The organism is Caballeronia sp. LP006 (assembly GCF_031450995.1).
GTDB lineage: Bacteria > Pseudomonadota > Gammaproteobacteria > Burkholderiales > Burkholderiaceae > Caballeronia.
Genome location: NZ_JARTVW010000004.1, coordinates 162,531 through 188,415, shown reverse-complemented (window position 1 = coordinate 188,415; position 25,885 = coordinate 162,531). Strand labels below are relative to the sequence as shown.

The window sequence follows — 25,885 nt, the reverse complement described above, 5'->3', positions numbered from 1 at the left end:
TCAACCTCTCAGCATTCGGAACAAGGGCGCCAGCACCCATTCGGCAATCGTCCTTCGCTCGACGACGATGCTCGCCGTCGCCCGCATCCCCGGCAAAATCTTGAAATGCTGTCCCTCGAAGTCGAAGGTATTGCCGCGCAGCGTGGCCCATGCGAGGTAATCGCCTTCGCCTTCTTTCGAGCTATCCGTCTGTTCGGTCGGATCGGGCGCGCCTGGTGTGCCGGGTGGACTGGGCGGGCTCGCCGGCAGCACGGTGGTGCCGGAGATGGAGTCGATGCGCGCCTCGTACGTGCCAAATTTGGCGTACGGGAATGCATCGAACTTGAGCCGCACGATCTGGCCTTCGCGCACGAAACCGCGACGCCGAGAAGGAATGCTCAACGCGGCGCGCAAGGGCCCGCTCTCGTCTGTCGCGATGACCATCGCCACGTCGGCCGTCGTCAACATGCGGCCCGCGACGAGGCCCGAAAACGTGACCGTGCCGCCCTTCGGCGCGGACACGGTCGCGTCCTGACGTTCGCGTTCGAAGCGCGTGCGCACGTCTTGCACGTCGCGCTCATGTTGCGCGTCGAGGCCGCGCAATTGCGCTTCGAGATCGGCTTGCGTGCTGCTCGACGCGCTGACTTCGCCCGCCAGTTGCTGCTGACGCGCGACGCTTTGCGCGGCCGTCGCCTTGCCCTGATGAACATCCGCGCGAGCCTGTTCAACCTTGTCGGCGGCAACGTAATCCGCCACCGAATCCAGACGCGCCAGCCGCTGCTGGAACTCGCCGACCAGTTGATTGTTCTGCGCGATCTGCGCGTTGAGCGCCCCAAGCTCGGCGCGGCGGCTTACTGCTGTCAGGCGCGCCGATTCGCGCTGCGCATTCAACTGGATGCGGCGCTCGTTGTACTGCGCGTCGATGGAGCGAATCTGGTCATCGCGCATTTGCTCGTCGAATACTTGTCGGCGACGTCCGTCTGTCGTCAGCGAGAAATCCCGCTGCAGCCGAAAGAGCGGCGTGCCGGGCTGCACCTTTTCGTCCGTGCGCGCGTAGATGCCCGACACCAGTCCACTCAAGCCTTGAATCTTGACCTCGGACGGAGACATGACTTCGCCACTGACATCCTGCTTCAGTTCGACCTGATGGAAGAACGCGAAAGCGACGGCGGCGACAGTAAAAATGGACGTCGCGTAGGCTATCCATCGCCACGGGACGTCTTTGAATTCGGGAAGATCGGTCGGCTGCATGAGAATGAAGGCTGGCTTCGCTGCGTGGTCTGGCCCGGTCTGCACCGGGTGCGTGACGCGCAGATTCGGTTGCGCTGATTAGCGATTGGGAGCGAACGAATACATGGCGGGATGACCGCCCGGAGTCCACTGCTGATAGTTATCGGTCAGCGCGCTTTCGATGTAATTTGCGAGCCGCTGGGGCGCGTCGGGCGCGGCGAGCGGAATGTGGTCGAAGATATGCGCCTCGAAATGTCCGCGCTCGAAGCGCAAATAAAACGGCAGCAACAGCGCATTGAAACTCTCGCCCATGCGGAACACGCCGTTATGAATACGCGCGCTGCGTCCGAACATTCTGACCTCGGCGGTCTCCATGGGATAACGATGCATGGTGAATGGCGGCACGTCGGAGAACAGCACGACGACGCCATCGCGTTTCAGCGCACGCGCCACGCGCACGCCAAGTCCATTGCGATTTGCATCACCATAGGTGTAAAGCACTTTAATGCCGGGAATGAGCTTGTGATCGTCGCCATATTGATTCCTTGGCACGCCCGAAACCACCGAAAGCGACTTCAGGTCGAGCAAGGCGACAAGCCGCTCGACGATATAAATATTCGCGTATTGCGAGACATAGTGAAAGGGCGAGACAAACACGGGCTGATTCGGCACATCGCGTTTGAGTTGCCTGATTCGCGCCGCCAACTTCTCCGCGATTGCGTCTAACTCGGGCAGGGCTTCGTGCTTGCGAATATCGCGACCGAAATAAATGCGCTGGTCGATCAACTTCTCCAGTTGCGCTGCCGCGCGTGAACGCTTTATTTGCACGGCTGGCAAATGCAGGATATCGCGCGCGATCTCTGCGCGAATGTTGCCGTGCGCGCGGCAGACGGCATTGAATAAACCGTTGACGCGCAGCATGATATTCGCGATCTGTTCCGTTTTGGTCATCGGAATACGTCCAATAACCGCGCGCTTTACGCGATGTCGACACACCGCGAGCCACTTTCTCAGCATTGGGCGCAACGATGCCATGGTATTTTCTGTCAGATAATGAGAAAGCGGATCTCGCACTCTTCGGCGAGATTGGATACAGCGCGGATAATCCGTTCTTTACCCTTGCGATGACCTCTCGCGGAGAGCAAACCAGGAGAGGTCAAAAGCCAAGCAATCAACCGCCAGCACTACCCTGTTGGCCACCACTTACCGCCGCCCGGGAAGTGCTAAGCGGATATTCGATTTAGCCCGTGATGTAGATGTTGATCACGGTTTGCGACTTAGCCGACGAACCCTTGTTGCAGCCGCCTGCGATGTCAGCGTGTTGGAGTGCGTTACGTTCGATTTTTTGCATGATTGCCTTGAAACTATTTTTAGATTGACGATACGCGCAAGAATTCAAGTATGAGGTTCTTGCGAATTACATTGCCTTCGATATCCGAATCTTGCTGAATATCAAAGGAAGGCGAATGATACGGCATCCCGAAACGAATTCAAACTTCGATAATTCCGAAAAATAAAACTGGTCATAGGGGTATATACATGCCCACAGGCAATCAAATAAAATTTGTGATTGCCGAGAAGCCCGTATCGGTTGCTTCAATTGAGCTTTCATTGTTATCGTGGATTGTTTTTTAAGGGCAAACGACAACGGGGCCACTGGCCCCGTCGTTCAATCGCTTCTTCGGACAGGCTGGAAACGTTAGTTGGCCGCAACAGAGATTCTTGCCTTGTCGTTATGGTTCCCAGACGTAATGGAAATGGAAACGTTAGTATTTGAACTGGAGTTGCTCGACGCCTTGGCTTCACCACCGGCGACGTAGCATTCGCTCAACGCTTCTCGATCGATTTTGTGCATAGATATGATCCTGCTTGTTGCTAAGTAGAGGGTTTTCTTTGAGCCGGCTTTATCCGGCAATCAGAGACTACATACCGACTCCGTGGAATCAAATAAGTAGTTTTGCCAGCTATGTTTAACGATGCGATTGAAACCTTAGTTATATGTGAAGTTCACCGTAGCCGATGCCGTGACCGTGCCGCCGGTCATCGTGCCGAGCCTATAGTATTGGGCGACCATCGGAACGGTCATCGAACCCGACGCGTCCGCTGCGCCCAGCGTGAGCGCGCTATTCAACGCGAGAGGCGAACCCGTACTGTCACCCACATTCGTGGCCTTGAGCAATTGCACGCCCACTTGCGCAGCAGTACCCGTGTTTTTCGGGACGCTTGCCACCGTATCGATGGTTCCATTGACGGTCATCCCTATATTCGTGCCGGCCGCGCAACTGACCAGCTTGACATTGAACGCCTGCGCGGAGTTGGTTGCGCCAACGGCGGCAAAGTCGGTCGTTTTAGCCTGTTGAAGCGTGATTGTCTGATTAACGGAATCCGTATCCACCGTGCATGTCGGCAAGATGATCGTTCCAGTGAAATTGAGCGTGGCATCGGCGGCAAATGACGAATGCGCGGCAACGAGTGCAAGCGCGGCCACGCCGGTTTTCAAAAGCTTCATTCGAGTTTCTCCTTTGTGTTGATGAGCGGTCAGACAGTGCGCGGCGATATCTCAGGCAAATTCGCCGCGCGTTGTCACAGATAAAGCACGGTCAAAGTCATCGTGGCGTTGGCGGGTCCCGCACTCAGCGCGCCGATGCGGTAATAACGGGCCGTCATGGGAAGCGTGTAACTGCTATTGCGCGTGCCGTCGAATCCGCTCAACGTGCGGTTGACGCCAAAACCGAATACCGAGCCCGTGCTGTCATACAGCTGGATGCCCACGCCGCCCGCACTCGGACTGCCATTCAGCGCCGCCACGTCGGTGAAGCCGGCAATGGTTCCGTTAGTCGGATCGATCCGGTACTGCACGCTGTGGATCAATCCAGCCGACGTATTCGGCATCGCCGCACCGGCCGGGCAATTGTTGAAGCTCAGATTGAAGCCGATGACCTTGCTAGGCGCGGCTCCGACGGATGGCAAGTCGGCTGGTCCCTGCGTTCCCATCGGCACGGTCACGTCCGGTGTCTCGCAGGTCAGAACGGTGATCACGACCGGCGTGATGTTGAAGTCGATCACCCCGGCGGACAGCACGTTGCCAGCGGGCGGTGGTGTCAAGGTCTGCCAGGAGAAAGCCTGGGCGATCGTTCCCGAGAGTGTGCCGGGTGTCACGTCTCCGATCTTCACCAAAGCCACGATCAATTGCCCGCCGTTGTAGATCGTGCCGGGGTAGTTCCACTGCGAACCCATCTTTTCGAACGAGCGAAGGTTCGTCTGTCTGCCATCGGGGACGACGTAACCGCCCATCGCGATGCCTATACCCGGCACAGTTGTCGGGTACACAGCGAACGCAACGCCGTTGTAGGTCACGGTATATGTGGTTCGACTGTCCGTCGTCACTCCCGCGGTCTCGAAGTCGGTCCCCGTGTACACGGAGCCAACCACGGTGCACGTGTAATAGTCGCTCTTCAATGGCGACAGTGACCATGCGGTCAAGATCGACCCATTTGGCAGATCCCGCGCCACGGCCACGGCGGCGGGCATCGAAAGCGTGAACGCACTGTAGTTCGACCGGCAAGTAGCGGAATCCGCATATGCATTCGCCGGTAACAGCGCCCACGCGACGAGCCAGCACAGCAGAGCGCGCACCAGCGCCGAGGCGACCTTGTCGATCGTACCCATATGGTTTTCTTGATTAATCATCGCGTCTTCTCCTCACTGACACACGCCATCGCCGATGGAGATCGAATTGGGTTTGGTTGCGTCGACGGACTGCGGCAGCTGATAACGCACCACGCAACGCTGGCTGGCTCCGTCGCCCCATTTCACGTTCAACGCGCCCGCGTCCGCCTTCAACCCGGTAGCGATGATGCGGCTGCCTTGCGCCACGGTACCGACGGTGTGGGCGTCGCCGTCGAATACCTCGGCACCGAACGGCAGCGGCGTGCCATCGGCCTGCGTCACGCGCATGACCGCTGGCTTGCCCAGGTTTTCGGTTTCGAACTTCAGGGCGACCACCGCACCGGCGGTCGGCGCCGTGCGCTGCACCGTCGACTTCAGCGCGATGTTGAGCGGCAGACCCTTGGGGTCGATTTCGACCTCGTTGTTCGAATATGGCTGCATGCCCGAGATGACCGCATGCCCCCAACGGTCGACGCGCAAGCCCGAACCATTCGCGAGGCGCGCGCCTGCCGCGTCCTTGGCTTCGACCACGGCGACCGTATCGCCCATATTCGGGGTGAACGCCACGCCGTCGCGCCACGCGACCACTCCGCCGGAAATGCCCGCGCCGACCTGCGAATAGTGGCGTCCGGTACTGGCGTTTGCGGTCATCAACGCGAATGGCGACATGTAGCCGACGTTGCCGCCAGCGCTCGTCGAAAAGCCCGAGCCATTTCCGCCGTCGCTGTAGTTGGCGTTGACGCCGTAGCTGAACGCGTTGTCCGCGCCGAGCGTTCCTGTCACCGATTCCTGCAACGTGGAGCTTCTATCGCTCGTATCGTGTTGGAAGGTCGTGGACGATTGCGGTGCGTGCGCGCCGAAGCCGAGCGGCACCATGAGGTTGAGCATGATGCGGTTATCCCAGCGATTCGTGTTCACTTGATACTGACGCACCGCCGATACGCCATACGTCAGGCGTCGCCAGCTATTGCTGTAGCCGATCTGAAATTGCGTGTCGTGATCGGACCGGTTCCAGTAGTTTTGAATCGATCCCACGGCATACACAGAGCCGTACTTGCCGCCCTCGCCCAGACTCTGATTCAGAACGAACTGAACGCGCGACTTCTGGCGAGCATCGAGAAAACCCGGTTGATGGTCTTCGTACAACTGGCGCAGCGCGACGGCATCCTGCAGCGTGTAGAAGCCATTGGTCGAATAGCGATAGGCCGCGACCGCGATATTCGTATTCGTCGGCTCGAACAGACGGCTGAAGCTCAAGCGCACACTCGCGCCATTGTGCGTGCCGTAGCCCTTGAAGCTCGCGGTGGCGTGGCTCACGTCGAGGCCGAATGCGCCGACGCTCGTATTCAGCGCGGCGCCGACCATGCCGGAGAAATACATATCTCCGCCGATCATGCCGCCGTAGAGCGTCACGAGATTGTTGACGCCGTGCTGCACCGTTGCCTGCGAGACGAACGGATGAATATCGATGCTCGGATCGCGGTACTGACCGATGGTCGCGCTATAGCGCGTGACGCCGGGTCGCAACGCGTTCACCGCCGCCGCGTAAGGCACGGTGGAAATGTGCTGCGAGCCGTCGGCTTCCGTGACGATGACATCGAGATTGCCGCCGTAACCCGTCGGATAAAGATCGTTGATCTCGAATGCGCCGGGCGCGACGGTCGTCTCGTAGATGATGTTGCCGTTCTGCCTGACCTGCACCCGCGCGTTGCTGTTTGCAATGCCGTGCACCACGGGCGCATAGCCGCGCTGCGACTCGGGATACATGCGGTCGTCGGTGCCGAGCGTGACGCCGCGCACTCCGTAGCTGTCGAACAGCGCGCCGTCCGTGAAGGTATCGCCGGCGGTAAGCTGGCTCTTGATGTCCCTGAACGAACGCTGCACGTAAGTCTGCACGCTCTGATAGTGCTGACCGCCGATGGTGTTGTGCGTCAGGTTGCCCTGATAGCGAAAGCGCCACGGTCCCGCATTGATGCCGCCGATCAGCCCGAGATACTGCGAGTCGTTGTTGTATCCGCCGGACGAGCTGTGATAAACGTTCGCGTTGTACTGCAGCGTGCCCGCGTTGATGCCGTCGTCCCAGTACTTCGGATCGACGTAGCCGCGTGCGCGCGAATTCATCGCGATTTGCGGAACGGAGACGTCGAGACGCTGCTCGCCGTTGTCGAACGACGCGGTTGCTCCAGCAATGAGATCGGGCAACGTAAGGCAGGCATCGCCCGCGTTATCGAGCTTCGCCGATGCCTCCGGCGACAGCTTGCGCAGATCGACACCCATGCGATCGAGCAGGTCCGCATTCACGCAAGGCTGCATGGCGACAACACCCGCGCCTGCGCCCGCCTCGCGGATATCGATATCGAACTTGCCTTTCCAGACGGCGTTCACGTAGGTATCCGCGCGATACGTGCCGGGCAGAATCTCTTGTCCCTTGTTGAAGCGCGATATGTCCAGCTTTTCGCCGCTGCCGTTTTCGAGGAATTGTTCGTTGAATTCGACGGCCGCGATCTGCTGGGTAGAATCGGCCCATGCGTGAGCGCTCACGCCCATTGCGGCCAATGCCTGAAGCGTGAACAGGCTGATGGGTCTCAGGCGCATGCCGGACACATGAGCGCTTCGGTATTGCATATTCATTTAGTGTTCCGAAATTACGGCAACAGCGTGACTCGGCACGCTATGCGGCATGCTCCGAGTTCATCCTTAACGAGTGATGGCGATGTTCAGCGCAACGCTGCGCTATCGCGGGGAATCGGCCTGCTGGGCAGGCCCGACGAGAAGCCTGCGAATGACTCAGGGCGCCAGACTGGCATCGCCGTCCTGCGGGCCGCCGTAGTCGTTGATTGCGGTATAGCGAATCTTCGTGCTGTTCGCGGGCACCTCGCCCTTGAGTGGGAAAGCCCTGCTTTCGCCCGGGCCTACCATGCCGCCGTCAGTGAACTCCGATGCACTCGCGCCGTTGCTAACCTGCACGCGGTCGAACGACACGTGATACTGCGTGGGGTTACTCGCCTCGATCGAGTTCTTGCCGCCATCGTGTTTGAGATGCCACACGATCTGTCCCGGCGCGTCCGTTGCCTGGCCTTTAAGGCCGCTCGGGCGATAGAAAAACTTGATGCGCGTGCGAAATGCAAGCTGCAGCTGGTTCGCGCTCGCTTCGTCGCCCGTGGGTTTCGGCGGCACTTCGAGCACGTTCAAATAGAAGATGCTCTCCTTGTCCGCAGGCAAAGGCTCGCCCGTCGACATGATCCGCAAGGTCTGCGATTTACTCGGATCGATACGCATGATCGGCGGCGTGATGGTGAACGGCACGTCGATGGCGTCCGGCTTGATGTTCGGATCGCCCTTGTCCATCCACACCTTGGTCAAGCCGGGAAGCTTGCCGTTGTTGGTCAGCTTCACCGTGACTTCGGAATCGCTTTGATTGAAGACGACCCGCGTGCCGGCAATCACCACCGACGCATTCGCGGAAGGAATGAACCCTTGCATCGCGACGATAAATGCCGCGGTCGTTATGAGTCTCTTTGCCACTTTCATGTTGACGTAATGCCCGAAACGGAGCGCGAGTGTAAAGATAAAGCGGGCTCGCGCCCGCATATGTACGGGTCTTCAACCGATGATCGCGCCGAAGACCCCGTTCCACTACCGCAAGATCACATGTAGTCGATGCTGTAGATCACGGACGAGTTGGCTGCGCCAGCGGTCGTCGCGCCCGTCGCGTAATACTGAACTTGATAGCTGAGCGATGCCGCGCCGCTGGAGATGTCGGCCGACTTCACGTTCTGCAGCTCACGCGAGTAGCCTGCCTTGATCATCGAACCATCGGAGTTCAGGAGTTGCAGCTTGACGTTGCCCGCGCCGCCCGTGGCCACGATCAGGCGACCATCGTTCGCATCGACCGTTGCACCGGCTTCATAGAACACGCCCGCTTCGCTCGTTGCCGTAACCGGCGCGCAACCCGTCAACGCGATGTTGTACGAAGTCGTGCCGGCCGTCTGGCCCGATGCCGTCAGGGTCGACGTGGAAACGGTCGGCAGCGTGACCGTGAAGTCCTTGCTGCTGGTGCCGTTGCCGTTGATCGTGCAGGTCGTGGCCGTCAGCGCGCCATTGAACGTGATGGTGCCGTCCGACGCGAACGCGGCGCTTGCTACGAGGCCCAGTGCTGCGGCGACCATCGCCGAGATCAAGGATTTTTTCATTTGGATATGCTTATAAAAATTGACAGGGATGAGTCGTCAGATCAAGCTGAATGTTCGGCCGCGAAAGGCGGTCGCACACTCCTCGAACTTGACGCCCAAATGCCGCATCTCGGCTTCCAGGTTTGCTACAGATAGACATCCGCTTACGCGCTACGTTTATCTCGTCTGGTTGAAATGCGAAGCGCAACGATAATCGAGACCGTCGAGAAACGGCACTCGATTTTTCCTAATTTGTCAGGGAATAGTTAGTGATGCGATAAATGCTGCCTGACGCAAGCAGCAGCTCTGTTCGACGTGACTTTGGTCAGCGAACATCCGACGGCATGCAAGGCGCTCGCCTGCTTCGATTGCGCTTCAGCAGTTATCTTGACCGCCCCGCCGCGGTCACGCGGCGCAATGGTGCCAACGAGCCGTCATCACACCTGCATCGCCGGCGAGAGCGCCATCTCGATCGATTCGGCGAGCTTCGCAAACGCGGGCGCGATCTCATCGTTCGGCACGCACGCGTAGCCGAGCATGAGACCGGGACGCGCGGCATCCGCGTTCATGTAGTAATTGGCTAGCGGCCGTGTCACCACGCCCGCCGTCATTGCGTGACGCGTGATTTCGCGGTCGTCGACGTGTTCCGGCATGCCCAGGACGAAGTGCAGTCCGGCTTGATCGCCGTGCACCGCGAGCGTATTGCCGAACCGCGCGCGAATGGCGTTGATGAGCAATTCCCTTCGTTCGCCGTATAGCCCGCGCATGCGCCGCACGTGCGAGGTGAGATGCCCGTCGAGAATGAATTCGGTGAGCACGGCCTGCTGCATCAGTTGCCCTTCGCGATACAGCTCCGCGACGCCCGTGCGAAACGTATCGACGAGATTTTCCGGCACCACCATATAGCCCATGCGCAAACCGGGGAACAGCATCTTGCCGAGACTGCCGACATAGATCACCTGTCCGGCGTCGTCGAGTCCCTGCAGCGACGAAAGCGGCCGGCTGCCATAGCGAAACTCGCTGTCGTAATCGTCCTCGATGATCCACGTGCCATGTTGCCGCGCGAACTCCAGCAAAGCGCGACGCCGCGCGAGGCTCATCACCATGCCGAGCGGATACTGATGCGAAGGCGTAACCAGCGCGATACGCGGCGGCGTGGCCATGTCACGCGCGTTCGGATTCAAGCCTTCGTCATCTACGGGCACGGGCACGAGCAACAGCCCGGACGACTGCAGGACGCTTCGCACGCCCCAGTAACACGGTTCTTCGACCCACGCGCGGTCGCCGAAATCGGTGAGCAGACGCACGGTCAGATCGATCGACTGATGGATGCCCGTCGTGATGATGATCTGATCGGGCGAGCACTTGACCGAGCGCGCGACACGCAAATAGTCCGACAACGCGCGCCGCAGCGGCCGGTAGCCGCCGCCGGGCGCATAGGTCAGCAAATCGGGATTCGCGCGCTTCCAGAGCCGCGCTTGCAAGCGGCTCCAAGTTTGCGCGGGAAACTCGCGTACATCGGGCACGCCGGGCATGAACGCGCCCCACTGTTTCGGCGATACCCCCGCCTGCGAGATCAAGCGCGCGCCGCGTTGCGAAATCGCGCAGGGCTTCTGAGCGGCGTCGGCGCTCGACTTGGCGCCCGGCTTCGCAGCGGCGCGTTCGCGCGGCGCCGTATCGGCCACATAGGTGCCGCTGCCGGTCGTCGACGTGACATAGCCTTCGGCCGTCAACTGGTCGTACACGTGCAGCACGGTATTGCGCGCGATGCCGAGATCGCTTGCCAGCATGCGCGAACTCGGCAGCTTGGTGCCGGGCGCAAGTTGACCGGTCAGGATGGCCTGCTGCATGAGTTCCAGCATCTGCCGGTACATCGGCTCCGCCTGCGAGCGTTCGACGAGTCGCGTACTCAGCCAGTCCGCGAGGATGATGGTATCCATGAATTTCCCCGAGCCCTCAGGAACCTCGCCAGAAGGCAAAGTGGTTCCAAGTTGAATATTGAAATGGCTCCACATTGTAGAACCGTCACGGGCTATAGTTATCGCAGGCAGTGGAAAAATTTCCGAGCGCCGCAAAGGCGCCGGTCAGGCGCCGTAGAGGCTTGATACAGGCCGCTCCCAGCTACAACGCATCGATTTCCGAAGGAGACACGGAAGATGAAATCCGATCAGGTGATCGTCAGTTTTCGCGGCGTTAGAAAGACTTATGACGGGGAAACCCTAGTCGTCAAATCGCTCGACCTCGATATCTACCAAGGCGAATTCCTCACGCTGCTCGGGCCGTCCGGTTCGGGCAAGACCACTTGCCTGATGATGCTCGCGGGCTTCGAATTCCCGACTGGCGGCGAGATCTGGCTAGACGGCAAGTTGCTCAACAAGGTGCCGCCGCATAAGCGCGAGATCGGCATGGTGTTTCAGAACTACGCCTTGTTTCCACATCTTTCCGTGCAGCAGAACGTGGAATATCCGCTCACGGTTCGCAAGATGTCCGCCGAGGAACGCGCGCATCGCGTCGACAACGCACTCAGGATGGTGCGCATGGAGAGCTTCGCGAAACGTTACCCGGCGCAATTGTCGGGCGGTCAGCAGCAGCGCATCGCGCTCGCGCGCGCGCTCGTATTCGAGCCCAAGCTCGTGCTGATGGACGAGCCGCTCGGCGCGCTCGACAAGCAACTGCGCGAGCACATGCAGTACGAACTGAAGTCGTTGCACGAGAAGCTTGGCGTGACCTTCGTATATGTCACGCACGATCAGGGCGAAGCGCTCACCATGTCGGACCGCGTCGCGGTATTCGACAAAGGCATCGTGCAGCAACTCGATACCGTGGACCATCTCTACGAAGCGCCGTGCAACGAGTTCGTCGCCAACTTCATCGGCGATAGCAACCGCTTGCGCGGCACCATCGAGCAAACACAAGGCGAGTTCTGCGATATCCGCCTGGCCGACGGCACGCGGCTTTCCGGGCTGAATGTCGCGAAGGCGAAGGCGGGTGCGTCGGCTATTGCCTGCATCCGGCCCGAGCGCATGAAGCTCGCGGCCATCCGCGAACAGAACCATGCGACACATAACGCGCTCGCTGGCGAGGCCAAGAGCCTCATCTATTTCGGCGATCACGTACGCATGCGCTGCGGCGTACGCGAACAGGACGAATGCTTCGTGAAAGTGCCGCTCGGCAATGCGTTGCTCGATACCTTCACGCCCGGCGCGCCCGTCGCGCTTGAATTCGCTCCCGAGCATTTGCGCGTATTTGCCTAAAGCGGCGCGCGCTTCATCGCTTTTGCTTTGTCTACTCGCAAGTCCACTGCTAACACCAAGCCAAAAAGGAAGAGAGGAAACCACCATGAAGAAGTTCGCACTGTGCTCCATGGCGTCGGCGGCGCTCGTGTGCATGTCGGGCGCATCCGCATTCGCGGCGGAACTGACCGTCGTCAATTTCGGCGGCGCGAACGGCGATGCGCAAAAGGCCGCATTCAATCAGCCTTACGAAAAATCATCGAGTAACAAGGTCACGGCCGTCGAATACAACGGCGAGCAGGCCAAGGTCAAAGCGATGGTCGAAGCGAAGCACGTCAACTGGGATGTCGTCGAAGTCGAATCGGGCGATCTGGGACGCGGCTGTGACGAAGGTCTCTACGAAAAGCTGGACTGGTCGAAGATCGCTAAGAAGTCGGAACTCGTCACCGAATCGCCGCAAACTTGCGGAGCCGGCTTCTTCGTCTGGTCGACGGCGCTCGCCTATAACGCCGACAAGCTCAAGGGCGCGCCGGCCGGCTGGGCAGACTTCTGGGACACGAAGAAATTCCCCGGCAAACGCGGCATGCGCAAGGGTGCGCGCTACAACCTCGAATTCGCGCTGATGGCCGACGGCGTCCCGCCGAAGGATGTCTACAAGGTGCTCGGCACGAAAGCCGGCGCCGATCGTGCGTTCAAGAAGCTCGAAGAACTGAAGCCGAATATCCAGTGGTGGGAAGCGGGCGCGCAGCCGCCGCAATTCCTCGTCGCGGGCGATGTCGTGATGTCGACGGCCTATAACGGACGTATCGATGCCGCGCGCAAGGAAGGCAAGAATCTGAAGGTCGTCTGGAACGGCAGCATTTACGACCTCGATTACTGGGCCATTCCGAAGGGGTCGCCGAACAAGGATGTCGCGACGCAGTACATCGCATATTCGGTGTCGCAGCAGCCGCAGGAAACGTACGCGAAGAACATCGCCTATGGTCCGGTGAACAAGGCGGCTATCGCGGCGCTCGATCCGAAAATCCAGGCCGACATGCCGAATTCGCCCGCCAACGCGAAGAATGCCGTGCTGCAGGACATGGCGTTCTGGACCGATCACGGCGACGAGCTCGAACAGCGCTTCACGGCGTGGTCGTCGAAGTAAGCGTTTTTTGGTGAAAGCACGGCTGCGTTTCGTGCAATGCGAACCGCAGCCAACGCCAAGCCTTTGCATGGATAGGAGACAGAAAGCGTGAACACCATGACGATCGCCGCGGACGACACGCGCGAATCGAGCGCGCGACTCAAGCGCGAACTGAAGCTCGTCGATGCGAAAAAGCGCGCAATGGCGCTCGCGCTGATTGCGCCGCTCGCCATTTTTCTGTTCGTGATCTTCGTGGTGCCAATCGGTGCGCTGCTCACGCGCGCCGTGCAGAATCCCGAAGTCGCGAACGCGCTGCCGCACACGGGCGCGGCGCTCGCAAACTGGGATCGCAAAACCGCGCCGCCCGATGCCACTTATGCCGCGCTCGCGCAAGATCTCACCGCGATACAGGACGGCGAATCGATGGGCGCGCTCGCTCGCCGGCTCAACACCGAGATTCCGGGCTATCGCTCGCTGGTTGCAAAAACTGCCCGCGCGATGCCGCTCACCGCGGACGACGGCAAGCCGCTCGCCGCGCCGCAGATTCGCGCGAAGATCGTCGAACTCGACGAGCGCTGGAACGATCCCGCGTATTGGCAGGCAATCGCGAAAAACGCCGGTCGATATTCGCCGTTTTATCTGCTCGCTTCGCTGGATCACCGGCAGGACGGTTTCGGTGACATCGAGCATGCAGGTCCGGATCAATCCATCTATTTGAATGTCTTTGGACGCACGTTCGTGATCGGCGTCGCGGTGACGTTTTTCGCGCTGCTGCTCGGTTATCCGCTCGCGTACTGGATTTCCACGCTGCCCGCGCGCCGTGCCAATCTCGTGATGGTGCTCGTGCTGATTCCGTTCTGGACCTCCGTGCTGGTGCGTGTCGCCGCGTGGATCGTGCTGTTGCAAAGCGAAGGGCTCGTCAACAAGGCGCTGCTCGCGAGCGGGCTGATTGGTTCGCCGCTCGCGCTGTTGTTCAATCGCGTGGGCGTTTATATCTCGATGACGCACATTCTTCTGCCCTTCATGATTTTGCCGCTCTATAGCGTGATGAAGTCCGTGCCGCCGACTTATCAGCGCGCGGCTGTTTCGCTCGGCAGTCATCCGTTCGCGGCGTTCTGGCGCGTGTATGTGCCGCAGACTTATCCGGGCATCGGGGCCGGCGTGCTGCTGGTGTTTATCTTGGCGATTGGTTACTACATCACGCCGGCGCTTCTCGGCGGGCCGAACGACCAGATGGTCAGCTACTACATCGCGTATTTCACGAACGTAACGATCAACTGGGGCATGGCTTGCGCGCTCGGCGCGCTGCTGCTTGCCGCGACGCTCGTGCTTTACGTCGTCTACGGTCGATTCACGCGCTCGAACGTAAGCCTGGGATAAGACAATGAAACTCGCCAAACCGATGTTCGCGCCGCATACATCCGCTATCGAGCGCGTCTGGTATTTCGCATTGCGCCTCATTTGCGTGCTGACGTTGCTCTATTTGATTCTGCCGGTACTTGCCATCGTGCCGCTTTCGTTTTCGTCGAGCACGTTTCTCGTCTATCCCATTCCGGGCTATTCGATGCGCTGGTATCACAATCTCGTCATGTCGGACGAGTGGCGCATGGCGGCAAAGAACAGCTTTATCGTCGCGCCCTCGGCTACGCTCGTCGCCACGATTCTCGGCACGCTCGCGGCGGTTGGATTGACGAAGGCGAATTTCGTCGGCAAGAGCGTGCTCATGGCCGTCCTCATTTCGCCGATGATCGTGCCGGTGATCGTCGTCGGCGTGGGCATGTATTTATTCTTTGCGCCGCTCGGCATCGCCAATACATATTTCGGGTTGATTCTGGCGCACGCGGCGTTGGGCGTGCCGTTCGTCGTGACCACGGTTGCGGCGACCTTGCAGAACTTCAACATGAATCTCGTGCGGGCGAGTCAGTCGCTTGGCGCAAGTCCGCTGCGGACGTTTTTTCGCGTGACGCTGCCCGTCATTGCGCCGGGCGTGATTTCGGGTGCGCTGTTCGCGTTCGCGACATCGTTCGATGAAGTGGTCGTCACGCTGTTTCTCGCTGGCGCCGATCAGACGACGCTACCGCGTCAGATGTTCACGGGCATCCGCGAGAACATCAGCCCGACGATCGCCGCGTTGGCCACGATTCTGATCGTGTTTTCGACGAGTTTATTGCTGGCGCTGGAGTGGTTGCGGGGTCGTGCGGCGGCGCGTGCGGTTGCGGAGTGATGATCTGCAAGCGGTCCGAGATGGCTCGCCAGATCGAGGCAAAGCATTACCGGCTGAGGCTTCGAGTGGGGCCTCGGCCGCGAAAAGCACTGCAATGCGATATCGCCGAACTCCGTATTTTCAGGTTTCGGTCGGCGATAAGCGAGAGTTCGGTGTGCTTCTATGAATGTCGACGCTTTATCCGCAATGTTTTCGCTGCTACGCCAGTCCGCAAGCGTGCCCACGGTTGGCGTGAGGCGCTTGCGGGCTGCGCCTTCGATTGGGCCCGCGACCGCCGAACGACATGCAGTTTGCTACCGCTGAAGTCGCCTTTCCGCCGAGGCGCTGCTTGTAGATACTTCATTCATCGCGCGGCAACTGACTCACAGCGCGCGTGAAAATGTGACACGATGGTCATACACAGCGACAACGGCAACGTAAGACGCGGCACGCGCTGCTTGCGTCCGACACCGGCTTCGTTGCGCCACGCGACAGACCCAGGATGGCCACTTTTTGCGCGTTGACGCTTCGCCGGCCGTCAGATAAAGCCGTCGCTTTCCGGCAGATTCGCATTTAGCGCGACGCGTGGAAGCGCGTGCCCGGCGCATCGTCGCTTCCGGGACGAAGGACGCGTAAAGCGCCCGCTTACCCGCCTGCCTCATTGCTATGTCGGCCAATTAAGCCGCCAAGGCCGCCACTTCGGAAAACGATCGTACAATACCGGCGGTCCGCGATCGCAAGCGTCCGGCGCTCAAACCCATATCCAGCAAGCCTTCGCGTCGCCAGCGCGCGATTATTCGCGGCAACGGGACAGTGTTTTCACCGATGCACTATTTATCGGAATATGCTTAATAGCGTACGTTCTAGGTCGAGTCAAAGCCTGGAACAATGCCATGACAGCTTTTTCGAAAATTGCAGATCCGTGGTCACAGACGGTTCACCTGCTCGAGGCGGCGCCGCATGACGCCGCCCACACCAGCCCCTCGCAAAAAACCGCGCGTATCGAAGATAGTTTCCTCGACCGCCTGACGCGCGACTGGAACCGCGCGCACCCGCATCCGCGCCCGTCGGATGACCGCCTGCCTTTCCCACAGGCAGTCGTGCGCGTGATCGAGCGGCCGTCCAGCGCGACGGCGCTCGTCTACTGGTCGGACCCAGGTACGTGCCACTATGGTTATCAAGGTTGGCGCGCGACGACGGCGAGCGCCGAAGGCATCTGCTCGCTCTCGGGGATGCCGATTCATCGCGGCGATCAGGTGTATCGCCCGTCACAGCGCGATCCGAAACCGCAGAATGCCTCCGCGATGATTCTCGCCGCAGCGATGCCGGCCAACAGCGAGGAAGTCGAATGCGACGTGCACGACTAAGCTGACCGCTCGGTCGCGCAGCGACGACGGCGACGAGTTCCGGCACCCCAGGGTGTCGGGATCGTCGCCGCCTTGCGTCTATTGGTTGCTGTCAGTAACCGACGGTGAAACGCTGCTTGATATGCGCTCCGCTCTCGAATTCATCGAGAAACGCGATGGCAAAGTCAGCGAAAGAGATCCAGCTTCGGCCATTGTTATCGACGAGCAATTCGTCCACGCCGATACGGAATTTGCGCGTGCGCGGACCGTCGACGAATTCCGCCGACGGCGAAACGAACGTCCATTCGAGTTCGCGCTCGCGACGCAGCGCGTCGAGAAATGCCGCGCCCGCGGCCGCCTCTGAACGGTACATTTCCGGAAAATCGGGCAGATCCAACACGCGCTGGCCCGGCCCGACATAAAGACTCGCCGCGCCGCCCACCACGAGCAAGCGCCTGACGCCCGCGCGTCGAAGCGGCTCGGTGATCGCACTCTCCGACAATGAAGCGAATAGCGCGGCGCTGAAGACGGCATCGTGACCGGCGACGGCTTCGCTTAGCGCGGCCGCATCCGATGCGTCTACATTCTTCGCGGTGACTTCAGGACGCTTGGCGACCTCCGACGTGTTGCGTGCAAGCGCCGTCACCGTGTGTCCGCGCCGCAACGCTTCCTCCAGCAACTTGCTGCCGGCATATCCGGTTGCGCCAATGATCGCTATTTTGCTCATTGTGGGTTCTCCTTTGTGACACCGCTTTCGCCGGCGATCGAGCCTGCGTTTAACTTACCCCACTTCGCAATAAATCGCTCATTCGAAAGGCGTTTCGCAACGATTCTTCATCATAGCCGCGTCATACGACGATCTCGTTTTTCGCCGCGTGTTTAGCTACATTTTTCTCGCTAAAAAGGACGCAAGTTTCGAGCCGAAAAACAGATTTGCAAGACAATTCAGAACACGCGTCGTCATAATCAGAATGCACATTCACACGTGCGCGTCGCCCTTACACTGTAGGGCCCCGTGCTCTTGGGAACATGCAACTGCAGCGGTCATCGGCGCACCGCGCGAAGCACGCTCATCGAGAGCTTCCATCGATTCGTCAATTTGTCATGTCATTGGTTTATATTGCATTTCCTCGCCGCTCCATTACCGGAAGGAGTTAATCGTGAAGAATCCGCAATTACAGGGTGCCATCGAAGGACGCGACAATCCGTCTGGCGAAACCGCCTACGAGTCGCTTCCGGTCAGTGCCGCGCCCGAAGAGTCCGCCGACGAAAACGGTTACTCCGATGCGCTAGACATTCCGCTCGACTACGGCATCGTCATGGATGCAGTTCGAGACGCAGTGCGCGCAAATCCGTGATCGTTGATTGGCCAAGAAAAAAACGCCCCGCTCGGGGCGTTTTTTTTCGCCTGTTGCGCCTTAGAGGCTTGCGTTGAGCCGCGTCGTAATCGGTCACATTGACCGAAATCAATTCAATCTACAGACATTTTTAAATGCCTCGAAACACTAATGTCAGACAAAAAGATGCATTTTGTCTCAACGCAATTAATAAGAGGATTAACCACTTCCTGTGATTGTCAATCCGTATGAATCAGGCCTGACTTTTGTCGTTTGATAATATTAACAAGATGGTACACTCTCGCGTCCGCGACCGCAGAGCCATAGCGGGCGGGCCTCCGACCGAGCTTGTCTAAATTTTGTCAATAAGGGCAGGTTTATTCGAATGCTCGAACTGAGCCGCAATCGCATGCCTATTCGCTCAATGCGATAAAAAAATGCGCTGATAGTCTTTCCACTGGCGAAAAAAAACCCAGTGGGATACCTTCAGACGTGTTTTATCGACTGGACAAACCACCGGATCGGTGCTCTCTCGCGCAGTTAAACAGTCGCAGCGTTCCAGGTAAAAAGAACCGACGACATTGCAAGAATTCTTGCAGACTCCCTTAGGCCATTCTGAACGGCAACCATGTCAGCTACTTTCGATTACCTCTTCGACCACACGATTTCCAGGCAATGGCGTGGATTTCTTGGCGCGCTTGCCGAGGAGTTCGAAGCGCAGATCGGTCGTGCGGAACTTCGACAGTTGATGCATCGAGTCGGCAGCCGATTCGCCGATGCCCGGCCGCTTCCTCAATGCGATTCAACCGCCGACCTCGCACACGCGCTGAATGTTTTGTGGCGCGATTCGGAATGGGGCTTCGTCGAATTAGCCGACGAGCGCGAGTATCTGAGCATCGTTCACTACTGCGCGCCGCTGCCGGCGTTCGGAGAAAGCGCGCTTGCATGGACACCGGCTTTTCTCGAAGGCGCTTATCAGCACTGGTTGAGCGGTTTGGGCGCGCAAGGGCTTGCTATTTCCCAGGCAAGCGAATTGAGCAGTGATGGTGCAGTCGAGTTCCGGCTCGCGCGCACCGCAACGAGATAAGCGACGCAACTGGCGGCGCTGCAAGGATTCAATCAATTTCAACGACCGCCGTTATATATGAAGGCAACGGCGATATCGACTGTCCATGCAACGGACAGCGCCAAAAATATTGCATCAGGCCAGTTCGACGCAAGGCACGACGAGGATGCGGCAACATGAATACATCACGCGACATCGAAAAGCTGTTCGATCATTTCGGCGGCAATGCAGGCGACTACCAGGAAATCGGCCGCGAAAACGAGGCCAGGAATGCCCGCACGCGCTGGCCGCTCCTGGCCACGCTCGATTTCGCGCAACCGGCCATCCCCGAAATCGCGCCGCGTCGTGATGTGCAGGCGAGTCCAGTGCACAAGCCTGAGTTTGCGGCACAAGCGGATGCCGACCGTGCCACGGCCGCGCCCACGCCAATGCCGATCAATCGCGCCAAGCCGCCGCTTTTCGCGCGTGCGCATCGCCGCACGATTCCGCCCGTCACGCCGCCCGCCGCGCTCGATTCGCTGAGCGCCTCGCGCTTTTCGGCGCTCGCCGACGCCGCGCCGGTTGCCGTCGAGGCGAAGCCCGAGAGCGCGGCACCGATTTCCGATTCCGCTCCAGCGCCTGTCTTTGCGCGTCCGAGCGCGCCGGCGCGTTTTTCGGCGTCGCCCTTCGCGTCTGAACAGGGGAACGCTGGTGCCGTGACACCTCCGGCCATTCTTGCGGCGGAAGCGAGCGGCAGCATCAAAACCGCTTCGAACTCCCTCGCTCGGGAAGGCGCCTCGACCTTCCGCGCTCGCGAAATACCCGCCGCGCTCGACCCGGCTGTGCAAACACGCACCGGCCCACGCGAACAGGAAAGCAACGCGCCGTCCATTCTCGGCAAGCTCTTCAAGCCACAAGAGCCACAAGCACCGCAAGCCGCCGAAGGCTCGCTCACCGCGATGTTCGACCGCCTGCGCCAACCGAGCCCGTCATCCGGCGCAACCGATTCCGCGCAGCCGAACCGCGCCCTCTTCGCTGCCCGCCTCACACGCTCATGAAAGTCATCACGGTAGTTTCCGCGAAAGGCGGCGTCGGCAAGACCACGCTCGCCGCGAACCTCGCCTCGGTGCTCGCCGCGCGCCATCGCCGCGTGATCGTCGTCGATCTCGATCCGCAAAACGCGCTGCGCTTGCACTTCGGCATTCCGCTCGACAGCATCGACGGCATTTCGCGTGCAACGCTCGCGGGCGACCCGTGGCAGACCGTGATGTTCGATGGCGTCGACGGCGTCACCGTGCTGCCCTACGGCGCGGTGCTGGAAGACGATCGCCGCCGCTTCGAGGCGCTCGTCGACCAGGACCCCGCGTGGCTCGCGCGCTCGCTCGAATCGCTTGCGCTCGATCTCAACGACATCGTTATCGTCGATACCCCGCCGGGCTCGTCGGTTTACACGCGCACCGCGCTGTGCGCCGCGAACTTCGCGCTCAACGTCGTGCTCGCGGATGCCGCTTCCTACGCCGCGATTCCCGGCATGGAGCGCATGATCGACGCCTACGCCGCGCCGCGTCAGGACTTCGGCGGTCAGGGCTACGTGGTGAATCAGGTTGACCAATCGCGCCAGTTGAGCAAGGACGTGCTCAAGGTCTTGCGCAACATGCTCGGCACGAAGCTCTTTCCGGGCGTGATCCATCAGGACGAAGGCGTATCCGAGTCGCTTGCGTGCGACACGACACTCATCCACTACGACCCGCTCTCGCAAGCCGCCGCCGATTTGCGCGCGTGCGGCGACTGGCTTCTCGCCACCGTCAATTCCATGGCCGCTTCGAGGAACGTCGCATGAGCTCCGTCAAGATTCCCTCGCAGGAAACGGAAGTCAGCGTAGCCACGTCGCGGCTAGAACGTTTCGTCGATGCGCGCATCTGGGGCAGCCGCATCCTCACGGTGTTGCTCACGCTGTTCGCGCTGTTCTCGCTCTACTTCGTGGTGACGGTGCCGCTCGCGTTCGGTCAGCAGCTCGCTTTCGCAACCGTTTGCTTTGCCTGCGCGCTCGGCTTCCGGCGTCTGCAAGGCCAGTACGCGACGCTCGTCATGATCATGTTGTCGGTCGTATCGTCGGGACGCTACATGTTCTGGCGTCTGACCGAGACGACCTACTGGGAGCGTCCGCTCGACGCCGCGTGGGGCCTGTTGCTCGTCGCAGCCGAGGTCTATGCCACGCTCGTGCTGCTGCTCGGCTACTTCCAGACCGCGTGGCCGCTCAAGCGCAAGCCGCTGCCGCTGCCCGCCGATCGCAACGACTGGCCGACCGTCGACGTCTTCATTCCGACTTATAACGAACCGCTTTCGGTGGTGAAGCCGACCATCTACGCGGCGCTCGCGCTCGACTATCCGACCGACAAGATCGCGATCCACGTGCTCGACGACGGCCGCCGTCCCGAGTTCAAGGCGTTCTGCGAGGAGGTGGGCGTCAACTGGACGATCCGCACGCATAACCGCCACGCGAAGGCCGGCAACATCAACGAAGCGCTCAAGATCACGAAGGGCGAATACCTCGCCATCTTCGATTGCGATCACATTCCGACGCGCTCGTTCCTGCAAATCTGCCTCGGCTGGTTTTTGCGCGACAAGCTCATGTCGATGCTGCAGACGCCGCACCATTTCTTCTCGCCCGATCCGTTCGAGCGCAATCTCGGCACGTTCCGCAAGGTGCCGAACGAAGGCGAACTGTTCTACGGTCTCGTGCAGGACGGCAACGATCTGTGGAACGCGACGTTCTTCTGCGGCTCGTGCGCCGTGCTGCGCCGCTCGATGGTCGAAGAGATCGGCGGCATTGCGGTCGAGACCGTGACGGAAGACGCGCATACCGCGCTCAAGCTGCATCGGCTGGGCTATACCACGGCGTATCTCGCGATTCCGCAGGCAGCCGGACTTGCCACGGAAAGTCTTTCGGGCCACATCGGTCAGCGCATTCGCTGGGCGCGCGGCATGACGCAGATTTTCCGGATCGACAATCCGCTCACCGGCAAGGGCTTGAAGCTCGGCCAGCGGCTGTGTTATCTCAATGGCATGCTGCACTTTTTCTATGGCGTGCCGCGTCTCGTGTTCCTTACCGCGCCGCTCTCGTATCTGTTCTTCGGCGCGCACGTGATCGAGGCGGCGGCGGGCACCATCGCCATCTTCGCGCTGCCGCACATGATGCACGCGAGCATCACCAATTCGCGCATGCAGCGTTCGTTCCGCCATTCGTTCTGGGCCGAAGTGTATGAGTCGGTGCTGGCGTCGTACATCACGGCGCCGACGCTGCTGGCCGTCATCAACCCGAAGCTCGGCAAGTTCAACGTCACGGCCAAGGGCGGCCAGATCGCGAAGGATTACTTCGACTGGGGCATCTCGCGTCCGTATCTGTTCTTGTTGCTGCTGAACCTGCTCGGCTTCATAGCGGGCGTGGTGCATATCGTCATCAACTGGCATATCCGCAGCGAAGTGCAGACCACCGTGCTGAATCTCTGCTGGACCGTCTACAACATGCTGATTCTCGGCGCGAGCGTGGCGGCGGCTAGCGAGCGGCGTCAGGTGCGCAGCACGCATCGCGTGACGATGAAGATGCCCGTCATGCTCAAGTTCTCGACGGGGCGCACGCTGGCTTGCGAGACGATCGACTATTCGGAAGGCGGCGTCGGCGTAAAGCTGCCGAACGACATCGAAGTGCCGATGCACGAACGCGTCACCGTCTCGCTCTTTCGAGGCGACGAGGAATACGCGTTCCCGGCCACGGTCGGCTTCACGGCGAAGGGCCGCGTCGGCCTGCGCTTCTCGCAGCTCACGCGCGAGCAGGAATACGACTTCGTGAAAACCACTTTTGCGCGCGCGGACGCGTGGACCGGCTGGTCCGAAGGACGCCGCCCCGATACGCCGCTGCGCGGCCTTTCGCACGTGCTGCTGGTAGGCACGCGCGGTATCGCGGGGCTTTTCGAGCATCTCTACAGCGACCTTCGGACCTGGACGAGCAAGCGTTCAGTCGACATGAAGAAGCTGAACACCAAAGACCAATAAAGGCACCGGCATGGCGAAGTTGCGTGTTGATCACGATGCGGGCGAGCGCGCGCCGCGTTTTTGCGAACGCCCGCTGGTGCGGGCGCTGGCGTTCCTCGCGGCACTGCAGACCGCGCTTGCTGGCCCGCTCGCGTCCATCGCGGCAGCGGCGGATGCCGTCGCGGCCAACGGTGTGCCGACGCAGCAGGCCACCGGCGTCGGCAGCGTGCCCGCGCCAAGCCCGGCCGTGATCTACAACTCCGCGACGATCGTCCAGCCCGCGCTCGCCATGCCGGTTCCCGCGTTCTCCGGCAAGCCGTCCTCGCCGCTCGCCGCGCGTCTTCCGACTACCGCCGATCCGGGCACGCTCGTTCCCGGCGGCCGTCGTCAGACGCTTACTTTCGTGGACCTCGGCGCGCAGGACCCGCTGCAAATGCGCGGCACCGATGGCCAGAACGGCGTGGCGTTTTCCGTGCGCGGCGACGAAGTCGTGACGGCCGCGGTCCTGCATCTGATCTATAGCTATTCGCCGTCGCTGTTGCCGTCCATCTCGCAATTGAAGGTGCTCGTCAACGGCGAAGTCGCGGCGACCCTGCCCGTGCCGCGCGATCAGGCCGGCACGCTCGTGGCGCGCGATATCGCCATCGATCCGCGCTTCATCACCGAGTTCAATCACCTCAACGTTCAGCTGATCGGCCATTACACGCAGCAGTGCGAGGACCCGTCGAATTCGACGCTGTGGGCGACGGTCAGCAACGCGAGTTCGCTCGATCTCACTTATGCGTCGCTTGCCAGCAAGCCCGATCTCGCCGCGCTGCCCGCGCCGTTCTTCGACCGGCGCGACGTGCGTCGCCTGGAACTGCCGTTTGTCTTCGCGGGCAAGCCGAGCCTGCCCGCGCTCGAAGCGGCGGGCACCGTGGCGTCGTACTTCGGCTCGCTCGCGGGCTATCGCGGCGCGATCTTCCCGGCACAGTCCGATAACGTCCCGCTCGCGGGCAACGCCGTCGTGTTTGCCACCGGCGATACGAAAATCGCGGGCGTCGATCTGCCGCCGGTTTCCGGCCCGACCATTGCGGTCGTCGAACGCGATGCCGCCGCGCGCGGCCGCTTGCTGCTCGTGATGGGACGCGACGACAACGAGTTGAAGACCGCCGCGAAAGCGCTGGGTGTCGGTCGCAACGCGTTCTCCGGCACGAGCGCGACGATCACGCAATTCGCCGATCTGCAACCGCGCCGCCCCTACGATGCGCCGAACTGGCTGCCGTCCGACCGCGCCGTGCGTTTCGGTGAATTGGCCGAAGCGCAGGATCTGACCGCGCGCGGTTACGACGCCGACGCCGTGCGCGTGAACCTGCGTGTGCCGCCTGATCTCTTCATGTGGCAGACCAAGGGCGTGCCGGTCGATCTGAGCTATCGCTACACCGTGCGCCCGGCGCCGGACCGTTCGTCGCTCAATATCAGCGTGAACAATGGCTTCGTGCAGTCGCTGCGCATCCCGGCGGTATCGACTTCGACGTTCGATCTCGGCCAGTACTTCAGCCGCGTGATGCCGGACAAGACCGTGGCCGCGCGCCGCGAGGTTTATCTGCCGCCGCTTCTGATCTCGCCGCGCGCGCAGTTGCGCATGCACTTTTACTACGACATTCCGAAGACCGGCGAATGCACCGGCCGTCTGCTCGATAACGTCGTCGGCGCCATCGATCCGAATTCGACCATCGATCTTTCGAGCTTCCCGCATTACATGGCGCTGCCCGATCTGGCCGCGTTCGCCAACGGCGGTTTCCCCTTCACGCGCATGGCCGACTTGTCGCAGACGGCGGTCGTGCTGCCGAACGATCCGAACTCGGCGGACTACAGTCTCTTTCTGCTGGAGATGGGCCGCATGGGAGCGTCGACGGGTTATCCGGTCACGGGCGTCACGGTGACGAGCGCGAACGATGTCGACCGCTTCGCCGACAAGGACTTGCTGGTCCTCGGCTCGCCGGGCCGTCAGCCGCTTCTGCAACGCTGGGCGAAGAACATGCCCTTTTCCGGCGACGGCGACGCGCGCACCTTCCAGCTGAGCGATGTCGCGTTCAAGCTGGTCGACTGGTGGCATGGCGAGCATGGCCCGGAACGTTCTCCGGCGCGCGCCGATCTGTCGCTCGTGAGCTCCAACGGCGACGCGCTTCTCACCGGCTTCGAGTCGCCGTTGAAGAGCGGGCGCAGCGCGGTGGCGCTCATCAGCGCGGCGGGACAGTCGGATGCGGATTTGTCCGCCGCCCTGCTCGACAACGACTTGTTGCCATCCATTCAAGGCGCGATGGCGGTGATTCACGGCCGCACGGTCGCGGTCACGTCCAACGGCGAAGCCTATTACGTCGGCCAGCTTTCGCCCATGCACTACATGCGCTGGGCCTTGTCCGCGCATCCGGTGCTGCTGGTGTTTTCCGCCGTGATCGCCGCGCTCATCATCGCTGCCGTCTTTTATCGTGCGCTGCGCTCGCTCGCCGCGCGGCGTCTGAGGGACTGAC

At 60.7% G+C, this 25,885-nt stretch carries 20 protein-coding genes; 11 read left to right on the top strand and 9 right to left on the bottom strand.

Going from position 1 to position 25,885, the window contains the following annotated elements; genetic code table 11:
• The 8 genes from P9250_RS10995 to P9250_RS10960 all read right to left on the bottom strand — a co-directional run bounded on the left by P9250_RS10995 (position 1) and on the right by P9250_RS10960 (position 10,990).
• The gene (locus tag P9250_RS10995) at positions 1-1,230 is read right to left on the bottom strand and encodes an HlyD family efflux transporter periplasmic adaptor subunit (RefSeq protein WP_244828543.1); all 1,230 of its coding nucleotides are present in this window, start codon (positions 1,228-1,230) and stop codon (positions 1-3) included.
• A 78-nt stretch (positions 1,231-1,308) separates the two neighbouring features.
• Positions 1,309-2,160, bottom strand: a complete 852-nt coding sequence (locus P9250_RS10990) for a hypothetical protein (protein WP_310392989.1) — start codon at positions 2,158-2,160, stop codon at positions 1,309-1,311.
• 1,039 nt (positions 2,161-3,199) lie between these two features.
• Positions 3,200-3,718: a fimbrial protein gene (locus P9250_RS10985; protein ID WP_310392987.1), complete on the bottom strand. Its 519-nt coding sequence runs from the start codon at positions 3,716-3,718 to the stop codon at positions 3,200-3,202.
• Positions 3,719-3,792: 74 nt separating this feature from the next.
• Positions 3,793-4,899, bottom strand: coding sequence for a fimbrial protein (locus P9250_RS10980; protein ID WP_310392985.1), 1,107 nt, complete (start codon positions 4,897-4,899; stop codon positions 3,793-3,795).
• 12 nt (positions 4,900-4,911) lie between these two features.
• Positions 4,912-7,509 carry a fimbria/pilus outer membrane usher protein gene (locus P9250_RS10975; protein WP_310392982.1) on the bottom strand — a complete coding sequence of 866 codons (2,598 nt, stop codon included), beginning with the start codon at positions 7,507-7,509 and terminating at the stop codon, positions 4,912-4,914.
• Between the two features lie 156 nt (positions 7,510-7,665).
• Positions 7,666-8,409 (bottom strand): fimbria/pilus periplasmic chaperone, encoded by a 744-nt coding sequence (locus P9250_RS10970; RefSeq protein WP_244828563.1) that lies wholly within the window; start codon positions 8,407-8,409, stop codon positions 7,666-7,668.
• 116 nt (positions 8,410-8,525) lie between these two features.
• Positions 8,526-9,071, bottom strand: coding sequence for a fimbrial protein (locus P9250_RS10965; RefSeq protein WP_244828565.1), 546 nt, complete (start codon positions 9,069-9,071; stop codon positions 8,526-8,528).
• A 416-nt stretch (positions 9,072-9,487) separates the two neighbouring features.
• Positions 9,488-10,990: a PLP-dependent aminotransferase family protein gene (locus P9250_RS10960; RefSeq protein ID WP_250466695.1), complete on the bottom strand. Its 1,503-nt coding sequence runs from the start codon at positions 10,988-10,990 to the stop codon at positions 9,488-9,490.
• Between the two features lie 216 nt (positions 10,991-11,206).
• On the opposite strand from P9250_RS10960, the gene P9250_RS10955 reads away from it, so the two are divergent.
• The 5 genes from P9250_RS10955 (at position 11,207) to P9250_RS10935 (ending at position 16,979) form a co-directional block, all read left to right on the top strand.
• Positions 11,207-12,304: an ABC transporter ATP-binding protein gene (locus P9250_RS10955; RefSeq protein WP_250466694.1), complete on the top strand. Its 1,098-nt coding sequence runs from the start codon at positions 11,207-11,209 to the stop codon at positions 12,302-12,304.
• An 85-nt stretch (positions 12,305-12,389) separates the two neighbouring features.
• Entirely contained in the window at positions 12,390-13,430 is a 1,041-nt protein-coding gene (locus P9250_RS10950) for an ABC transporter substrate-binding protein (RefSeq protein ID WP_250466692.1), read from the top strand.
• Between the two features lie 96 nt (positions 13,431-13,526).
• On the top strand, positions 13,527-14,789 hold the full coding sequence (locus P9250_RS10945; protein ID WP_310394125.1) for an ABC transporter permease: 1,263 nt from the start codon (positions 13,527-13,529) through the stop codon (positions 14,787-14,789).
• Positions 14,790-14,793: 4 nt separating this feature from the next.
• Complete coding sequence (locus P9250_RS10940; protein WP_250466689.1) at positions 14,794-15,633, top strand: ABC transporter permease; 840 nt, start codon at positions 14,794-14,796, stop codon at positions 15,631-15,633.
• A gap of 872 nt (positions 15,634-16,505) precedes the next feature.
• Positions 16,506-16,979: a DUF3331 domain-containing protein gene (locus P9250_RS10935; RefSeq protein WP_250466687.1), complete on the top strand. Its 474-nt coding sequence runs from the start codon at positions 16,506-16,508 to the stop codon at positions 16,977-16,979.
• Positions 16,980-17,070: 91 nt separating this feature from the next.
• Here the strand turns inward: P9250_RS10935 and P9250_RS10930 are convergent, their stop codons facing one another.
• A complete protein-coding gene (locus tag P9250_RS10930) occupies positions 17,071-17,685 on the bottom strand; it encodes an NAD(P)-dependent oxidoreductase (protein ID WP_310392976.1) in 615 nt (204 codons plus the stop codon).
• 433 nt (positions 17,686-18,118) lie between these two features.
• On the opposite strand from P9250_RS10930, the gene P9250_RS10925 reads away from it, so the two are divergent.
• The 6 genes from P9250_RS10925 (at position 18,119) to bcsB (ending at position 25,884) form a co-directional block, all read left to right on the top strand.
• Positions 18,119-18,316, top strand: coding sequence for a hypothetical protein (locus P9250_RS10925; protein WP_244828575.1), 198 nt, complete (start codon positions 18,119-18,121; stop codon positions 18,314-18,316).
• Positions 18,317-18,923: 607 nt separating this feature from the next.
• Entirely contained in the window at positions 18,924-19,382 is a 459-nt protein-coding gene (gene bcsD, locus P9250_RS10920; protein WP_310392973.1) for a cellulose biosynthesis protein BcsD, read from the top strand.
• A gap of 155 nt (positions 19,383-19,537) precedes the next feature.
• Complete coding sequence (gene bcsP, locus P9250_RS10915) at positions 19,538-20,398, top strand: cellulose biosynthesis protein BcsP (RefSeq protein WP_310392971.1); 861 nt, start codon at positions 19,538-19,540, stop codon at positions 20,396-20,398.
• Positions 20,395-21,180, top strand: a complete 786-nt coding sequence (gene bcsQ, locus P9250_RS10910) for a cellulose biosynthesis protein BcsQ (protein WP_310392969.1) — start codon at positions 20,395-20,397, stop codon at positions 21,178-21,180. The genes bcsP and bcsQ overlap by 4 nt, the downstream gene beginning before the upstream one ends.
• The gene (gene bcsA, locus P9250_RS10905) at positions 21,177-23,393 is read left to right on the top strand and encodes a UDP-forming cellulose synthase catalytic subunit (protein ID WP_250509905.1); all 2,217 of its coding nucleotides are present in this window, start codon (positions 21,177-21,179) and stop codon (positions 23,391-23,393) included. Before bcsQ ends, bcsA begins: the two co-directional genes overlap by 4 nt.
• 10 nt (positions 23,394-23,403) lie before the next feature.
• On the top strand, positions 23,404-25,884 hold the full coding sequence (gene bcsB / locus P9250_RS10900; protein WP_250493216.1) for a cellulose biosynthesis cyclic di-GMP-binding regulatory protein BcsB: 2,481 nt from the start codon (positions 23,404-23,406) through the stop codon (positions 25,882-25,884).
• Position 25,885 lies beyond the last annotated feature (1 nt).

Bases quoted from the DNA above. Each gene is read 5' to 3' on its own strand.
- P9250_RS10975 (WP_310392982.1), bottom strand. From the start codon at position 7,509: ATGAATATGCAATACCGAAGCGCTCATGTGTCCGGCATGCGCCTGAGA.
- P9250_RS10980 (WP_310392985.1), bottom strand. From the start codon at position 4,899: ATGATTAATCAAGAAAACCATATGGGTACGATCGACAAGGTCGCCTCG.
- P9250_RS10940 (WP_250466689.1), top strand. From the start codon at position 14,794: ATGAAACTCGCCAAACCGATGTTCGCGCCGCATACATCCGCTATCGAG.
- bcsA (WP_250509905.1), top strand. From the start codon at position 21,177: ATGAGCTCCGTCAAGATTCCCTCGCAGGAAACGGAAGTCAGCGTAGCC.
- bcsD (WP_310392973.1), top strand. From the start codon at position 18,924: ATGTCAGCTACTTTCGATTACCTCTTCGACCACACGATTTCCAGGCAA.
- P9250_RS10955 (WP_250466694.1), top strand. From the start codon at position 11,207: ATGAAATCCGATCAGGTGATCGTCAGTTTTCGCGGCGTTAGAAAGACT.
- P9250_RS10950 (WP_250466692.1), top strand. From the start codon at position 12,390: ATGAAGAAGTTCGCACTGTGCTCCATGGCGTCGGCGGCGCTCGTGTGC.
- P9250_RS10930 (WP_310392976.1), bottom strand. From the start codon at position 17,685: ATGAGCAAAATAGCGATCATTGGCGCAACCGGATATGCCGGCAGCAAG.
- P9250_RS10935 (WP_250466687.1), top strand. From the start codon at position 16,506: ATGACAGCTTTTTCGAAAATTGCAGATCCGTGGTCACAGACGGTTCAC.
- P9250_RS10960 (WP_250466695.1), bottom strand. From the start codon at position 10,990: ATGGATACCATCATCCTCGCGGACTGGCTGAGTACGCGACTCGTCGAA.
- P9250_RS10965 (WP_244828565.1), bottom strand. From the start codon at position 9,071: ATGAAAAAATCCTTGATCTCGGCGATGGTCGCCGCAGCACTGGGCCTC.
- P9250_RS10995 (WP_244828543.1), bottom strand. From the start codon at position 1,230: ATGCAGCCGACCGATCTTCCCGAATTCAAAGACGTCCCGTGGCGATGG.
- P9250_RS10990 (WP_310392989.1), bottom strand. From the start codon at position 2,160: ATGACCAAAACGGAACAGATCGCGAATATCATGCTGCGCGTCAACGGT.
- P9250_RS10985 (WP_310392987.1), bottom strand. From the start codon at position 3,718: ATGAAGCTTTTGAAAACCGGCGTGGCCGCGCTTGCACTCGTTGCCGCG.
- bcsP (WP_310392971.1), top strand. From the start codon at position 19,538: ATGAATACATCACGCGACATCGAAAAGCTGTTCGATCATTTCGGCGGC.
- P9250_RS10945 (WP_310394125.1), top strand. From the start codon at position 13,527: ATGACGATCGCCGCGGACGACACGCGCGAATCGAGCGCGCGACTCAAG.
- bcsB (WP_250493216.1), top strand. From the start codon at position 23,404: ATGGCGAAGTTGCGTGTTGATCACGATGCGGGCGAGCGCGCGCCGCGT.
- P9250_RS10970 (WP_244828563.1), bottom strand. From the start codon at position 8,409: ATGAAAGTGGCAAAGAGACTCATAACGACCGCGGCATTTATCGTCGCG.
- bcsQ (WP_310392969.1), top strand. From the start codon at position 20,395: ATGAAAGTCATCACGGTAGTTTCCGCGAAAGGCGGCGTCGGCAAGACC.